Source organism: Sphingopyxis sp. 550B (assembly GCF_057401805.1).
The window spans coordinates 455,899-471,256 of sequence record NZ_CM171610.1 but is presented as its reverse complement, the minus strand read 5'-3'; the positions used below and the strand labels follow the sequence as shown (position 1 = coordinate 471,256).

Genomic DNA, 15,358 nt, shown 5'->3' with positions numbered 1-15,358 from the left:
ATGGCGTCCGGTAGCGCAGCATCGGACCCGCCACCTGCCCCGCTGGATGAGGTCGCGGTCGTCATCGATGGGGTGAGCAAGCATTTCGGCGGCGTGCAGGCATTGCAGGATCTGAACGCACAGATCCGGTTTGGCCGCCTGACCGGGCTGGTTGGACCGGACGGTGCGGGCAAGACAACCCTGATGCGTATCCTGACGGGTCTGCTGGCGCCGAATAGCGGCCGCGCCACGGTGGCGGGCTTTGATGTGGTGGACGACAATGACGCCATCCATGCCGCAACCGGTTACATGCCGCAGCGCTTTGGTCTCTACGAAGACTTGTCGGTCATGGAGAATATGCGGCTCTATGCGCAGTTGCGCGGCATGGATGCCGACCGAAACGGCGAGTTGTTTTCCGAATTGCTCGACTTCACGCGTCTTGCCCCCTTTACCGGGCGTCTGGCGGGCAAGCTGTCCGGCGGCATGAAACAGAAACTCGGCCTGGCCTGCGCACTGATGGCACGGCCTGCCGTTCTGCTTCTGGATGAACCGAGCGTCGGCGTCGATCCCGTCAGCCGTCAGGAATTGTGGCGCATGGTGCAGGCGCTGACCGACGAGGGCATGGCTGTGGTCTGGTCGACCGCCTATCTCGACGAGGCCGAACGCTGTGACAGCGTGCTGCTATTGAACGAGGGGCGGCTTGCCTATGATGGACCGCCGGGAGAACTGACCGGGCGCCTTGCCGGCCGCAGCTTCCGTCTGGAACAGGTTGGCGATCAGCGCCGGGCCGTGCTGGCCGAGGCGCTGGACCTGAGCAGCGTGGGCGATGGCGTGATTCAGGGCAGCGGTGTTCGCATCGTGTTGCGCCCCGGTGCGGGAACCGGCCAGATAAGTGCTCTTGCCGATCGGATCGCGGCGCAACTCAAACCCGTGCCCGCCCGCTTCGAGGATTCCTTCATCGATCTGCTTGGCGGCGGCCCCGGCGGCACATCGGCCCTTGCCGAGGGGCTGCCGCCTATCCGGCTTGAATCGGATATCGCCGTTTCCTGCCGGAACCTGACCAAACGCTTCGGCGATTTCACGGCCACCGACAATATCAGCTTCGAGGTGGGCAAGGGCGAAATCTTCGGCCTGCTCGGGCCGAATGGCGCTGGCAAATCGACCACCTTCAAGATGCTGTGCGGCCTGCTCAAACCCACCAGCGGTGAGGCGCATGTGGCGGGGCTTGATCTGCGCCGCGCGACCGGGGCGGTCAAAGGTCAGCTTGGCTATATGGCGCAGAAGTTCTCGCTCTATGGCTTGCTGTCCGTGCGACAGAATCTGGAGTTCTCCGCTGGCGTCTATGGTCTGGACGGCGCGACGCAGCGGGCGCGGATCGAGGAAATGATCGAAATCTTCGGCTTGCAGCCCTGGCTGTCGTCAGCGCCGGACTCTCTGCCGCTCGGATACAAGCAGCGCCTGGCGCTGGCCTGCGCGGTGATGCATCGCCCGCCGGTGCTGTTTCTGGATGAGCCGACTTCGGGCGTCGATCCGATTACGCGGCGGGAGTTCTGGACCCACATCAACGGTTTTGCCCGCAAGGGCGTGACTGTGATGGTCACCACCCATTTCATGGACGAGGCGGAATATTGCGACCGGGTAGCGATGCTCTATCGCGCCCGGCTGATCGCGCTGGACACGCCGGACGCTCTCAAACGCGGTGCCGCCAGCGATGCCCGGCCGGACCCGACCATGGAAGACGCGTTCATTCATCTGGTCGAAGCCGAAGATCTCGCCGATGTCGCCCGTAGCGAGGTCGCCGCATGAACGACGCGGATGGATCGCGCCGGGATCGCCGAATGCCGCCGGAGGCCATGCGCCGCTTCGACCCGAAACGCCTTTGGGCGCTGGTGGTCAAGGAGAGCCTGCAGGCGGTCCGCGATCCGTCCACGCTGCTGATCGCCTTTGTCCTTCCGGTGGTCCTGCTGCTTCTGTTTTCCTATGCGGTGTCACTGGACGTGCGGGCAGTGCGTATCGGCGTCGTGCAGGAATCCGAATCTGCCTCGGCGCAGTCACTGGCCGCCGCATTCGCCGGAACCCGTTATCTGGACGTGACTTTCGCCCATGATCGGCGCGAGGTGTCCGACCGGGTCGTTTCGGGCGAATTGCGCGGATTTGTAGTCATTCCGCAGGATTTCGAGCAGCGCCTGGCCGATCGCGGCGCGCGGCCCCTCGTACAGATCATCGCCGATGGCTCGCAGCCCAATACCGCCAACTATGTCACCAACTACGCACAGGGCGTCGTCCAGACTTGGCGGGGCGGCCTCGGTATCGAGGCATCTCAGGCGAGCGTAACACTGGAGCCGCGATACTGGTTCAACGCCGAACTGGAGAGCCGCCGTTCGCTCGTGCCCGGCGCCATCGCCATCGTCATGACCATCATCGGCACCATGTTGACCGCACTGGTGGTAGCGCGCGAGTGGGAGCGCGGCACGATGGAGGCGGTACTCTCCACGCCCGCATCGGTCGCGGAAATCCTGATCGGTAAGCTCCTGCCTTATTTCGCGCTCGGGATGCTCGCCACGCTTGGGGCCACGGCGCTGGCGGTCTTTGCGTTCGGCGTGCCGCTGCGCGGGTCACTGGCCGCACTCCTTTTGCTTTCGGCGACATTCATGGTGCCTGCGCTGGGCCAGGGACTGCTGATCTCCTCCATCACCCGCAATCAGTTTCTGGCCGCGCAGATTGCCTTGTTCTCGGGCTTTCTGCCCGCATTCATGCTGTCGGGCTTTCTGTATGAGATCGACGCCATGCCGGCGCCGATCCGGGCTATCACCTGGTTTATCCCGGCGCGCTATTTCGTTTCTTCCTTGAAGACCGTGTTTCTGGCCGGGGACATCTGGGTGGTCTTTGTGCCGAACCTGCTGGCGATGGCTGCCATCGGCTTTCTGTTTTTCGTCCTGGCAAAACGCGCCACGCGCAAGAATCTGGAGTGAGGAGCCATGGCGCAACACAATAGCCATTTCGCTTTCACCCGGCTGCGGGCGCAGTTCATCAAGGAAGTGCTGAGCATCCTGCGCGACCCGCGCAGCCGCATGGTGGTGCTTGTGCCGCCGCTGTTGCAACTGCTGGTGTTCGCCTTCGCCGCGACGCTGGAAGTGCGCAATGTCGATATCGCCGTTCACAATCAGGATTCGGGGCGCTGGTCCTATGAACTGATCACGCGGCTCGACCGGGCCGACTTCATTACGCAGGTCTATCGCGTGAACGACAGCCAAGAGCTGCGCGATCTTATCGACCAGGGCAAGGTGATCGCGGCGCTCGATATCCAGCCGGACTTTTCGCGCGCAATCGCCACCGGCGACAATGGTCGCGTTCAGATGCTGATCGATGGCCGGCGCAGCAATTCAGGGCAGATCACCGCTTCTTATCTCTCCGCCATCGCTGCCGAGGTTGGCGCGGAAGCAAACGCCGGCAGTGCGCCCGCATCGGCGGTGGCGGTGCGCAACTGGTTCAATCCCAACCTGACCTACCGCTGGTTCATCGTGCCCGGCCTCTCCGGTATCCTGGCGTTCTTCAGCGCGCTGCTCATCACCTCGCTGTCGATCGCGCGGGAGCGCGAACTGGGAACATTCGACCAGTTGCTGGTGTCACCAACCTCCACGCCGGAAATCATTATATCCAAATCCCTGCCCGCTCTGGTCATCGGCACCATGCTCGGTCTTCTGATGATGGCGGCCGCTGCGGGTCCGTTCCAGATTCCGTTCAACGGCTCGTTTGGGCTGCTGTTCGTCAGCCTGGTTCTGTTCATCCTGTCGGTGGTGGGCATCGGCCTGATGATATCCGCGATCAGCGCGACCCAGCAGCAGGCCATCCTTGGCGCCTTCGCCATCGGCGTGCCATCCGTTCTGATGTCGGGCTTCGCTACCCCGGTCGAGAATATGCCCACGCTGCTGCAATGGCTGGCTCAGGCGATCCCCCTCACCCATTTTCTGATCATCGTGGAAGGCAGCTTTCTGAAAGCAATGTCGCCCGGCGATATTCTTGCGAGCCTTTGGCCATTGGCGCTGATCGCCCTGGTGTCGCTCACCACGGCCACCATCTTCGTTCGAGGACGTCTGCAATGATATTTCCCCCTCATCGACAGTTGCGTCTTGCGGTGGTGCTATTCAGCTGCATTTCGTTGACCGCCTGTGTCGTCGGCCCCGACTATCACGCGCCGCCTTCCGTGGACACGGGCAGCGGCTGGACCCAGGCAGCGGCGGGGGCGTCCGCCCCTGCCGACCTTGTCCGCTGGTGGTCAACGCTGGGCGACCCTGAACTGGAGAGACTGGTCGACACTGCACTGGCGCAAAATCTCGATATCCGTCAGGCAGCGGCGCGGATCGATGAAGCGCGCGCTCTGCGCGATCGGGCCGCTGGTCAGCAACTGCCCGCTGTTTCCGCAGGCGCCAGCGTGAACCGCCGCCGACAAAGCGAGAATGGCCCACTGCCGGTTGGTTCCATTCCGGGACTAGATGCGTCGCAGACAATCTATGATGCCGGCTTCGATGCTGCGTGGGAAGTCGACCTGTTTGGCGCCAATCGCCGGGCGCTGGAAGGCGCCAGCGCGCGGTTGCAGGCGACCCAAGCCGAAGCGCAGGGTGTACGTATGCGGATCGCGGCGGAGGTCGCTCGCACATGGTTCGAGGCGACTGGCGCCGGGGAAGAATTGCTTACGCAGCAGGCGACGGTCGCAACGTTGCAACAGACGCTGGACCTCATGCGCAGCCGTGCCGCTCTCGGCGATGTTTCCCGCGCCGATGTGGACGCAGCCTATGAGCGGTGGGCTGCCGCCAATGCCATGCTACCGGGCATTGCGGCGCGTCAGCGCGGAGCCGTGCTCGGTCTTGGCGTCCTGCTCGGCGCACCCCCGGAACGGGAACTGAAGCTGCTCGATACCGCCGCGCCGGCGCGCGTCCTGCCGGCACTGCCCGTAGGGGAACGCGCCGACATATTGCGTCGCCGCCCCGATGTTCTGGCTGCTGAACGGCGGCTTGCTGCCAGCACCGCTGATATCGGCGTCGCCACCGCGGAGCTTTTCCCCAAGCTGTCCATTGGTGCCGGCGGCGGCTTCCAGGCGCTCAGTCCGGGCGACTGGTTCGATTCGTCCAGCACCCGCTACTCCATCCTGCCGCTCATCTCTTGGCGATTGTTCGACGGCGGCCGTGTGCGCGCGGAGATAAGTGTCCGGGAGGCTGCCCAGCGGCAGGCCGCGCTGGGTTATGAGCAGGCCGTGCTGGCGGCACTGGGAGATGCCGAGCGCACCTTGGGCGATTATAATGCAAGCTTGGATACATTGACACGTCATCAAGCGGCGCTGGATGCCTCGCGCCGCAGCTTTGATCATGCTGAAGCGCGCTTTGCCGCAGGCGATATCACGCGAATTGAGCTGCTTGCGGCCCAGCGCCTCCTTCATGAGGCCGAAACCGCAAATCTGCGCGCGCGGACGACAGCCGCTGTGCAGATGGTCGCATTATACAAGGCGATCGGAGGGGGTTGGAACCTGGCCGATACAGCTTTCGCTGCTCCCGGTTCGTGATCCTCGGACGTCCGACAACAGAGGGTGAAGCCACCGTGGTTCGATCACTCCCTGTCGACCGCCGCCCAGATGCTGTGCGAGTCGATTTCGAGCCTGAGTAGCGCCCGGTTTGCTTCGGAGCGGGCATCGATCTCCATGCGGCGCGCGTCATTGGTCTGCCGCTGCGCATAAAGGAGATCGGCCAGGTCGATCTGGCCAAGTTGATAGCCGCGAGCCGTCCTTGCGGCGGCATCGCCGGCGCTGCGGGCGGACGCTTCGGCGTTGGACCAGGCATTGAACCGGGTACGGGCGTTGGAAAGACCAGCATTGGCCATCGCCTCGACGGTGCGTGTCACGGCCGCCAGTTCCATGCGCGCGGCATTGGCCTCGGCCGAGGCCTGGTCGGCCGCAGCACGGCGATAACCGCCGCCCAGCGAGATCGAGGCGACGACACCCGCCCCTGTTTCCGTACCGCCGCGCTCGCTGAACAGGCGGACCCCGAAGGAAGGATCGGCGACGCGGTCGGCGCGAACCCGGCGTGCGGTGACGTCCAGCCGTTGCGCCTCCTTATCGGCGGCACCGATTTCGTGGCTGCGTTCGATCACCAGATCGCGCATGGCTTCCAGCCCATCGGCAGGCAGCACGGGTATCGCCAGCTCCGGCGGCTCGGGCGGAAGTGGAATGTCCGGAAAGGTCGCCACAAGCGTAACGCGCGCCTGTTCGCGTGAGGCGAGCGACGAGGCCGCCTGCGCGCGTGCCTGTGCCAGCGCGGCGGCAGCCTGATCGAGGTCAAGCTGCGCGGCATCCCGCAGCGCCACGCGCCGCGCTACGGCCGCCATCGATGCCTCCAGCCCCCGGACGGTGTCGAGATCGTTGCGATAATGGCTCCCGGCGGCCAGCCAGTCATGCCACAGGCCGGAGAAGACGAGCGCCGTCTGGTGCCGGACATCCTCCATCTGGTTCCGGGCAACCTCAACGCCCAGCGCCCCCGCCTCGCGATCAAGCGCTGCCTTGCCGGGCAGGCGGAAGGGACGGCTGATCGTCGTGTCGAACTCATTGAATCCGCCTTCGCGATCGACGGTGCGGCGTATATAGCTGCCGCTGACGGTCACCTCATGCGGACCTTTTCGCAGCATATCGCCCCGTGCCCGCGCCGCCTCGACGCGGGCAGCGGCTGCGGCAACGCTGGGATGATTGTCCAACGCCTCATTCACCCTGTCGGCGGGCGGCAAATCGGTGCGCTGTGCCAGGGCTGGCGATGCGGCCAGCAGCAGGCCGCAGGCGAGGAGCATGGCCCGCATCAGGCGATCCTTCCATGATCGAGCAGGCAGGTGGTTCGCCAGCGGACCGGCAGGTCGCGCCGAGCCTCCTCCACGGCATGAAGCAGGTCGGGCATCCTGTCCGCGCCGACGATCAGTTCGAGCGTGGCCCGCTTGAGCTCGCCGGACACTTTCTCCGCCGTTCCGGCATCGTCATAATCCTGGCCGCGGACGGATTCCGCGCAGATGTGGATAGGTGCCGGGGACACGGTGCGGATTGCGACCAGCAACGCTTCGGTGTCGCGGACGGCGCAATGGAGGGTGAACAGAAGGTCAGACATTTGCGATTTCCTCAGCGCTTTCGCCGAAGCGCTCGAACAGGATCGGCAGCAGGATCAGCGTCAACAAAGTGGAGGTGATGAGGCCGCCGATCACCACGATCGCCAGCGGCCGCTGAATTTCGGACCCGGGCCCGCTGGCGAACAGCAAGGGCACGAGGCCGAAAGCCGTGATGCTCGCGGTCATCAGCACGGGACGCAGCCGCCGCTGCGCGCCCAGCCGTACCGTCTCGGCCATGCTCAGCCCCTCGGCGCGGAGCTGGCGAAAATGGGCGACTAGAACCAGTCCGTTGAGCACGGCGATGCCGAGCAGCGCGATGAACCCCACCGATGCGGGAACGGAGAGATATTCACCCGACAGCCAGAGCGAGAGCAGCCCGCCGACCATCGCGAACGGGATATTCGCGAGGATGAGCAACGATGCCCTGAGTGAGCGGAGCGTTGCCAGCTGGACGAGAAAGATCAGCGCCAATGCGATCGGGATCACCAGCATCAGCCGCGCCGACGCGCGCTGCTGGTTTTCGAACTGGCCGCCCCAGACGATGCTGTAACCCGCAGGCAGCCTGACCCTGGCAGCGACGGCCGCCTTGGCCTCATCGACATAGCCGACCAGGTCGCGTCCCGAGACGAACGCCTGCACAAGTGCGAAGCGCGAGCCGTTCTCATGGTCGAGTTTCACCGGACCCTGCGTCCGCTCCACCCGCGCCATGTCGCTGACGCGCGCCAGCGTGCCATCGGGTGTGCGCAGTTGCAGATCGGCGAAGCGGGCCGGATCATTGCGGATGCTGTCATCGCCGCGGATCACGATAGGCACGCGCTTCTGCCCATCGGCGACGATCCCTGCGTGGACGCCCTCGACCTGCGCGCGCAGGGCATCCTGCATCTGGTCGATCGGCATTCCGAACCGTCCCGCCGCCGCGCGATCGATATCGAGCTGGAGATAATCCACGCTGTCATTGGCGACCGTCAGCACTTCCGAGGCGCCGTCAATGCCGGACAGCATGTGCTGGACCTGGCCCGCCAGATCGGCGAGCATCTGCGAATCGGGACCGAATATCTTCACCGCGAGATCGCCGCGCGCGCCGGTCAGCATTTCCGAGACACGCATTTCGATCGGTTGGGTGAAGCTGGCTTCGATGCCGGGCAATCCCTCTAGCGCCTTGCGGATTTCCTCGACCACGAAGTCCTTGTCACCCCGCCACTCAGATCGCGGCTTCAACTGGACGAAGCTGTCGGTTTCATTGAGGCCCATGGGGTCGAGGCCGATCTCGTCGGAACCAACGCGGGCGATCACATCCTCGACCTCCGGCACGGTGAGGAGTGCGCGCTGCACGGCCATGTCGCCGGCGACCGACTGGCTGAGGTTGATCGACGGCATCTTGGTGAGCTGGACGATCACCGAGCCCTCGTCCATCGTCGGCATGAAGGTCTTGCCGACGGCGCCATAAGCCAGACCCGCCAGCACCAGCCCGGCGGCGGACAGGCCATAGACCAGACGCTTGCGCGCGAACGCGCCGTCCAGCAGCGCGCGATAGCGCGGGCCAAGCTGGCGCATGATCCACGGATCGCCATGATGGCCGCTCTTGAGACCGAAGGAGGCGAGTACCGGCACAAGCGTCAGTGCGAGCAGCAAGGAGCCGAGCAGTGCAAAGACGATAGTGAGCGCGACCGGCGCGAACAGCTTGCCCTCCAGCCCCTGCAACGACAGCAGCGGAAGGAACACCAGCGCGATGATGACGATCCCCGCCGACACCGGCACGATCACCTCGCTGGTCGCGCGGAACACAAGGTTCAGCCGGGGCGTATCCTCGCCATGCGCGTGCCCCAGCCGCTCGACGACATTTTCGACCACGACCACCGCGCCATCGACCAGCAGCCCGATCGCGATGGCGAGGCCGCCCAGGCTCATCAGATTGGCGGACAGCCCCATGCCGCGCATGAACAGGAAGGTGATGAGCGCCGCCATCGGCAGGGTCACCGCGACGATCGCGGCGGCGCGCCAGTCGCCGAGAAACAGAATCAGCAGCACGACGACCAGCACGGTCGCCTCCAGCAACGCCTTCTCGACCGTGCCGACCGCGCGCTCGATCAGATCGGAGCGGTCGTAGAAGACATGGATTTGCGTGCCTTCGGGCAGGCCACTCTGCATCTCGGCGAGCCGTGTCCGCACGCCATCGACCACCTGGCGGGCGTCCGCGCCGCGCAGCGCGATGACGAGACCCTGCACGGCTTCGGCTTTGCCGCCGCGCGCGACCGCGCCATAACGAGTGAGACTGCCAATGCCGACGGTGGCGACATCGCCGAGCCGGACGATCCGTCCGTCGCGGCTGGCGATGACGAGCGACCCCAGATCCTCGACGGTGCGGATCGCGCCCACCGCGCGGACGATCAGTGCTTCCTCGCCGCTCGCGAGGCGGCCCGCGCCGTCATTGCGGTTGCCGCTTTCGATTGCGGTGCGCAGGTCGGCCACGGAGAGTTTCGCGCTCGCCAGCGCGACGGGATCGGGCCTGACCTCGAACGTGCGGACATAACCGCCCAGCGCGTTGACATCGGCGACGCCGGGCACCGTGCGCAGCGCGGGCCGGATCGTCCAGTCGAGCAGTTCGCGCTTCTGCTGGAGCGACAGCGGCCCTTCGATGGTGAACATGTAGACGTCGGAGAGCGGAGTCGAGATCGGGGCGAGGCCGCCGCTCACCGATGCCGGCAGATCGCCCATGACGCCCGAGAGGCGTTCGGTGACCTGCTGGCGCGCCCAATAGATGTCGGTGCCGTCGGTGAAGTCGATCGTGATGTCGGCAATGGCATATTTGGCGGTCGAGCGCAGGATTGCCTGATGGGGGATGCCGAGCATCTCCGTCTCGATCGGTGTGATGACGCGGCTTTCGACCTCCTCCGGCGTCATGCCGGGGGCCTTGAGGATCAGCTTCACCTGCGTCTGCGCGATGTTCGGGTAAGCATCGACGGGCAAGGTGGTGAAGGCCCAGACGCCAAGCCCCGCTGTGATTGTGGCGAGCACAAGAACAAGCAGGCGGTAAGAAAGCGCCGTGGCGACGAGCGAACGCAGCATGGTGGACCTACTGCGCCGAGGCGAGCGCCTTCAGCGCGCTCGTACCAGAGATCACCACCGGCTCACCTGGGCTGACTCCGGAGAGCAGCACGGTGCGGCCGTTACTGCTCCCCCCGCTTGTGACGGACCGGGCCACGAAGCCGCCGCGCACGGCGACGAACACCGCCGCTTTGCCGCCAATCATGGTGACGGCGGCATCGGGCACGCTCGCCGCGTCCGCTGGCGCGGGGCCAGCGATCACGATGCTGGTGGCCCGGCCCGCGACCATGCCGGGGCCACCGGGGATCTCCGCCTTGAGGCTCGCCGAGCGGGTGGTCGGATCGATCGTCGATCCCACCGCAATGATCCGGCCCACAAGATCGGGAAGCAGCCGCACGCTCATGCCGGGGCGGACTTGTCCAATCAGCCGCTCCGGCAATTGCCCGACCACCTCATAGCGATCCGCCGCGTCGATCACATAGGGCGCGGTGGTGCCGTCGACCGGATTGCCCGCCTGGATCGCGGCACTGGTAACGCGCCCCGCGATGGGGGCGGTGAGCGTATAAGAACCGTTGCCGCCATGGCCATTCACCAGCGCCAGGATGCGCGATTTCTCCGAAACGTCGGCGCGTGCCTCGGCAGCGACGGCATTGGCTTCATCCGCGCGAGCGCCGGCGATGATGCCTTCGCGGCTGAGCTGCGACAATCGCGCCGCATTGGCCTGTGCCACGCCGCTGCGCGCATGGGCCCGGCTGAGATCAGCGCCGATCGTCAGCACGTCGCGGCTCGCGATGATGGCGAGCGGCTGCCCGCGTTTCACGCTGTCACCTTCGACCACGAGGGTTCGCACCACCGTACCAGGAAAGGTTGCCGCCACCGCCACACGGGCATTGGCGGGGGGCTGAATCATCGCGGGTATGGTAGCGAGCGGCGCTTCCTCGGCCGCTGTCGCTGGAGCAATGCGGATTCCCATTTGCGTCGCGCGACGGGCATCCACGGCCAGAACCCCGCTTTCAGACCGGGCAGCGCTCTCCGTCGCCGGGAGGTTCGATCCGTTGGGTCGTGCGGCAAGCCACCACAAGCCAGTCAGGATCAAGGCAAGCGTGGCGCCGCCGGAAAGCAGGATCGTTCGTCTGGACATGACGCCCGGCTAAGGAACGTCCCTGACCGAATCCTGACACGATGCTGACGGGAATGGTCAGGGTTCGGGAAAGCGCAGAGCCAATTCGTGCAAGGTAGGATCGGTCGTGAGCGTACCGCCGTGGGCAGCCATGATCCGCTCGACAATGGCAAGGCCGAGGCCTGCGCCGGTCTTGCTCGCATGATCGGCGCGGCGGTGGCGTTGCACGAGGTCGCTGAGCCGATCCGGCGTCAGTCCCGGCCCCTCATCGCGTACCGCCAATATGGCGCCAGGGCCAACCCGGACCTGGATCGTCCCGCCGACAGGGGTAACGCGCGCGGCATTTTCGATCAGGTTGCGTAGGGCCGCGGCGACCGCCTCGCGGCGGATATTCACGATCGGCGGATGATCGCCGGTATCCAGCTCAATTGTCTTGGCGTCGGCGATGATGCCAGGGGCAACGGCTCCAACGACCTGAGTCGCGATCTCGGTGAGAGGCACCGGCTCCAGCGGCGTCTGGGCCGCCGCAGCAGCATCGATCTGCGCCAGCAGCATGAGCTGGTCGATCAGCCGGCGCATCGAGGCGACATCGTTCTTGAGGCGTGCGGCGTCCTCATGATCGAGCCGGTCGAGTTCGAGCGACAAGAGCGCCAGCGGTGTGCGCAGTTCGTGTGCGACATCGGCCGCGAACGCCTCCTGCCGCATTACGGCGTCATCGAGGCGCACGAGCAGATCATTGACGGCATCGGTGAAGGGCAAGGCCTCGGCAGGCATATGCGAGGCGTCAATCCGAAAACCCCGTTCATGCCCGCGCGCCGCTTCGATCTCGGCGGCGGCTTCCTCCAGAGGCAGGAATGCCTGGCGGATCACTCGTTGCACCATGATGGTGACCGGCACCAGCAGCACGACCAGCGGCAGCGCGACATGCTCCAGCATCTCCTTGATCGCGCGTAGTATCGCTGCTTGCGGATCGAGATGGGTGAAGGTGAAGCTGTAAAAGAACGCGACCGCTGCCAGCAGCAGCACGGTGCCGATTAGACCGATCAGACCCAGTCCGCGCCGCAAACGCCGGGAAACCGATCGGCGCCGCGTCATGCCGGGCCGTCCTTCAGCATATAGCCAACACCCCGAACGGTATGGAGCGTGCCCGGCATCGCCGCCTCGTCCAGCTTGCGGCGCAGACGCGAGACAGCGGCTTCCACTGCATTGGGAGTTACCGGATCGTTGAAGCTGTAGAGGGCGTTTTCAATGACATCGCGATGCACCACTGTTCCCGCCCGGCGCATCAGCAGTTCCAGCAAATCGGCCTCGCGGCGGGAGAGATCGACATTGCGATCCGCGATGCTTGCTGAGCGGCTTGCAGTGTCGAAGCAAAGCGTGCCGACTTCAATGACGGGTTGCGTCCTAACGCCAGGGCGGCGCAGGAGGGCGCGGATGCGCGCGGCGAGTTCATCGACCTCGACCGGCTTGACGACATAGTCGTCCGCACCTGCATCGAGGCCGGTGACGCGATCCTCGAGCGCGCCGCGAGCGGTCTGGATGATCGCGGGCGGCATCTGCTGATATTTGCGACGACCGGCGAGCCAGTCGATGCCGTCGCCATCGGGGAGGCCAAGATCGAGCACGATCGCGTCATATTGCGCGCCGGCCATTGCGTCGTCGGCTTGGGCAAGATCCAGCGCGATGTCGCACACGAAGCCTCGGCGTCGGAGGCCGTCGGCGATCAGTGCCGCCATCCGGTCATTATCTTCGACGACGAGCAGGCGCATGTCTTTTGAGGGCTTTCCCATGTGGGTGATGAAGGTGGGCCATAGCGTCTTCTATCAGGTCATCCCCGCAAGTCGTTAGTCGCGTTCGCCAGGGACGCCATGATGCGCCTCGCGGTGCTGAGGCGAGAAGGCCATCGGCTCCATCTTGAGAATCGCGATACTTGTCAGGACGATCGCCACGACTCCCAGCAGCATCGCAAAGATGCCCGGTGCCCGCGCGTCCTGCGCTCCGGGATGGAGGGCGCGTTTCTTGCGGCCGCCGATCATGGCGCGAACCAGATTCTCGCGGGTAACCGCCGACATCAGCAACACAGCACCGACATGGATGCCGATGAGGGCGAGCAGGCCATAGGCAAGGGCTTCGTGGAGATCCTCGTCCATACCACCTGCCGCGACGGCAATCCCGCTCCATAGAACGACCCCTGTGAGGCCGATAAGAGCGATCACTGCGATCGCGCCCAAGGGATTGTGCCCGATGGCGCGCTCGGGTCGGCCCGCCAGTAGTTCGCGGATGTGCCCGGCGATCGCTGAGGGTCTGATGAAATCCACAAAGCGGGCGTGCTCGCCGCCGACCAAGCCCCAGATCAGTCGGAAAGCGATCAACACCGCCGCGCTCCATCCTGCCACCATGTGCCAGGCCGCGATCGGGCTATCGCTTTCGGACGACAGGAAGGCGATCGTGATTGCCGCAACCAGCAGCCAGTGGAACAGCCGCAGCGGGGCATCCCAAACCTTGAATGTCTCTGCGCGATCAGAATGTGCCATGATGATCACCTTTCCAGGCGATGAGCTAGGAGCATAGGCTGACCGAATCCTGACGACATTTGGCGGGATATCTACACGACCGTTCCGAACAGCCGTCCGATACCGGCGGTCGCCGCCAGCGCCAGCGCCCCCCAGAAGGTGACCCGCAGCACCGATCGCGTGGGCGGCGCGCCTCCGGTCCAGGCCCCAAGCGCACCGAGAATGGCCAGAAACAACAGAGTTGCGACCACCTCGATCGGCACAAGGTTGGCTTGCGGCGCGATGGAGACGAGAAGCAGCGGCATGAGCGCGCCAGCGCTGAAGGTCAGCGCCGAAGTCAAAGCGGCCTGGAGCGGGCGCGCGCTCACCACCTCGGAAATCCCCAGCTCATCGCGCGCGTGGGCGCTTAGCGCATCGTGGGCCATAAGCTGATCAGCGACCTGCAGGGCCAGATTCTCGTCTAACCCGCGCGCGACATAGATGTCTGTCAACTCCTGGCGTTCGAAATCAGGCTGATCGACAAGTTCACCCGTCTCGCGTGCGAGATCGGCCTTCTCCGTATCAGCCTGAGAGCTGACAGAAACATATTCGCCGGCGGCCATCGACATGGCGCCCGCCACCAGCGCGGCGGTGCCCGCCACATAAATGCTGGTCTTGTCGGCTCCAGAAGCCGCGACGCCGACGATCAGGCTCGCGGTAGAGACGATGCCGTCATTGGCGCCCAGCACTGCCGCGCGCAGCCAGCCGATGCGGGACACCGCATGGCGCTCAGGATGGGCTCTCAATCGGCTCATATGCCCCTCATGGAAAGCAGCAACCTCGTCAACCTTTGCTGACAAAACCCTGACGACGAGTATATTGCATCTCTCTCACCCATCTTGGCTTATCGCTCATCTATTTGTTATTTCAGGATGATTATGACGTCCTGCCTCACCCTTTTTCTGGCTGTCTTGGGGGGTGGTTGCCGCAGAAACAGAAGCGCAATCTTGCCGCTGCGGGTGAGGCTCCGGTGGCGCGGCAGAGCAACATAATTCTTGGTCTGGGGCTGTTTGCTCTTTCGTCGCTGCCTTTCGCGCAATTGTTTGCCGCGGCGGGGCTGGCGCGTGTGCGCCTGCTGAATTTTACCGCAGCGTTCTTTGCGGGAGGTCTCGTTTCCTATTCCCTCTACGCAGCAAGCGCCAAGGAGGGGTTGCGCGGAACGAGCCTCGGCGACGCTTTTGCGAGCACGTTGAAAAGCTCATGTGGTATCGCTCTGCAAATCGGGATGATTCTCCTTCTGATACGGTTCATGCAAATTGATTGGAGCCGGTTCCTGCCCAGGACTGCTGATCAGGCTACGTCGAAAACATAGAATTGAACAATGCTCGCCGTTCGTTGCACGAGGACGTAGGTTCTGCCCACGAAACTCAGATTCGATCTTTCTCAAATTGATCGAAGGCTTCGGCGGCCTGTGCGGCATACATGAGGCTGGGACCGGCGCCCATGTAGAGTGCCATCCCCATCGTCTCCATTACCTCGTCGCGAGTGGCGCCCTATTTGACTGCCGTCTTGGCATGGAAAAGCTACA

The 15,358-nt window shown here is 64.6% G+C and carries 13 protein-coding genes; 5 read left to right on the top strand and 8 right to left on the bottom strand.

Annotation, left to right across the window (positions count from 1 at the left end):
- The 4 genes from AC2S9W_RS02245 to AC2S9W_RS02230 are packed head-to-tail and all read left to right on the top strand — an operon-like array spanning nt 1 to nt 5,536.
- A complete protein-coding gene (locus AC2S9W_RS02245; RefSeq protein ID WP_486571565.1) occupies nt 1-1,785 on the top strand; it encodes an ATP-binding cassette domain-containing protein in 1,785 nt (594 codons plus the stop codon).
- Nucleotides 1,782-2,951 carry an ABC transporter permease gene (locus AC2S9W_RS02240; protein WP_486571564.1) on the top strand — a complete coding sequence of 390 codons (1,170 nt, stop codon included), beginning with the start codon at nt 1,782-1,784 and terminating at the stop codon, nt 2,949-2,951. Before AC2S9W_RS02245 ends, AC2S9W_RS02240 begins: the two co-directional genes overlap by 4 nt.
- A 6-nt stretch (nt 2,952-2,957) precedes the next feature.
- Complete coding sequence (locus tag AC2S9W_RS02235) at nt 2,958-4,082, top strand: ABC transporter permease (RefSeq protein ID WP_012049893.1); 1,125 nt, start codon at nt 2,958-2,960, stop codon at nt 4,080-4,082.
- Nucleotides 4,079-5,536 carry an efflux transporter outer membrane subunit gene (locus AC2S9W_RS02230; protein ID WP_486571563.1) on the top strand — a complete coding sequence of 486 codons (1,458 nt, stop codon included), beginning with the start codon at nt 4,079-4,081 and terminating at the stop codon, nt 5,534-5,536. The genes AC2S9W_RS02235 and AC2S9W_RS02230 overlap by 4 nt, the downstream gene beginning before the upstream one ends.
- Before the next feature lie 44 nt (nt 5,537-5,580).
- Here the strand turns inward: AC2S9W_RS02230 and AC2S9W_RS02225 are convergent, their stop codons facing one another.
- The 8 genes from AC2S9W_RS02225 to AC2S9W_RS02190 form a co-directional block, all read right to left on the bottom strand.
- Nucleotides 5,581-6,816 (bottom strand): TolC family protein, encoded by a 1,236-nt coding sequence (locus tag AC2S9W_RS02225; RefSeq protein WP_016747683.1) that lies wholly within the window; start codon nt 6,814-6,816, stop codon nt 5,581-5,583.
- On the bottom strand, nt 6,816-7,115 hold the full coding sequence (locus AC2S9W_RS02220; protein ID WP_016747684.1) for a DUF3240 family protein: 300 nt from the start codon (nt 7,113-7,115) through the stop codon (nt 6,816-6,818). The genes AC2S9W_RS02225 and AC2S9W_RS02220 overlap by 1 nt, the downstream gene beginning before the upstream one ends.
- Nucleotides 7,108-10,179, bottom strand: a complete 3,072-nt coding sequence (locus AC2S9W_RS02215; RefSeq protein WP_016747685.1) for an efflux RND transporter permease subunit — start codon at nt 10,177-10,179, stop codon at nt 7,108-7,110. The genes AC2S9W_RS02220 and AC2S9W_RS02215 overlap by 8 nt, the downstream gene beginning before the upstream one ends.
- A 7-nt stretch (nt 10,180-10,186) precedes the next feature.
- Nucleotides 10,187-11,299 carry an efflux RND transporter periplasmic adaptor subunit gene (locus AC2S9W_RS02210; protein ID WP_016747686.1) on the bottom strand — a complete coding sequence of 371 codons (1,113 nt, stop codon included), beginning with the start codon at nt 11,297-11,299 and terminating at the stop codon, nt 10,187-10,189.
- A 57-nt stretch (nt 11,300-11,356) separates the two neighbouring features.
- Nucleotides 11,357-12,373, bottom strand: coding sequence for a sensor histidine kinase (locus AC2S9W_RS02205; protein WP_012049899.1), 1,017 nt, complete (start codon nt 12,371-12,373; stop codon nt 11,357-11,359).
- The gene (locus AC2S9W_RS02200) at nt 12,370-13,047 is read right to left on the bottom strand and encodes a winged helix-turn-helix domain-containing protein (RefSeq protein ID WP_029549116.1); all 678 of its coding nucleotides are present in this window, start codon (nt 13,045-13,047) and stop codon (nt 12,370-12,372) included. Before AC2S9W_RS02200 ends, AC2S9W_RS02205 begins: the two co-directional genes overlap by 4 nt.
- A gap of 75 nt (nt 13,048-13,122) precedes the next feature.
- Nucleotides 13,123-13,812, bottom strand: coding sequence for a cytochrome b/b6 domain-containing protein (locus AC2S9W_RS02195; protein WP_012049901.1), 690 nt, complete (start codon nt 13,810-13,812; stop codon nt 13,123-13,125).
- Nucleotides 13,813-13,883: 71 nt separating this feature from the next.
- A complete protein-coding gene (locus AC2S9W_RS02190) occupies nt 13,884-14,585 on the bottom strand; it encodes a VIT1/CCC1 transporter family protein (RefSeq protein ID WP_012049902.1) in 702 nt (233 codons plus the stop codon).
- 167 nt (nt 14,586-14,752) lie between these two features.
- Between AC2S9W_RS02190 and AC2S9W_RS02185 the strand changes: the two genes are divergently transcribed.
- Complete coding sequence (locus AC2S9W_RS02185; RefSeq protein WP_146001582.1) at nt 14,753-15,142, top strand: hypothetical protein; 390 nt, start codon at nt 14,753-14,755, stop codon at nt 15,140-15,142.
- Nucleotides 15,143-15,358 lie beyond the last annotated feature (216 nt).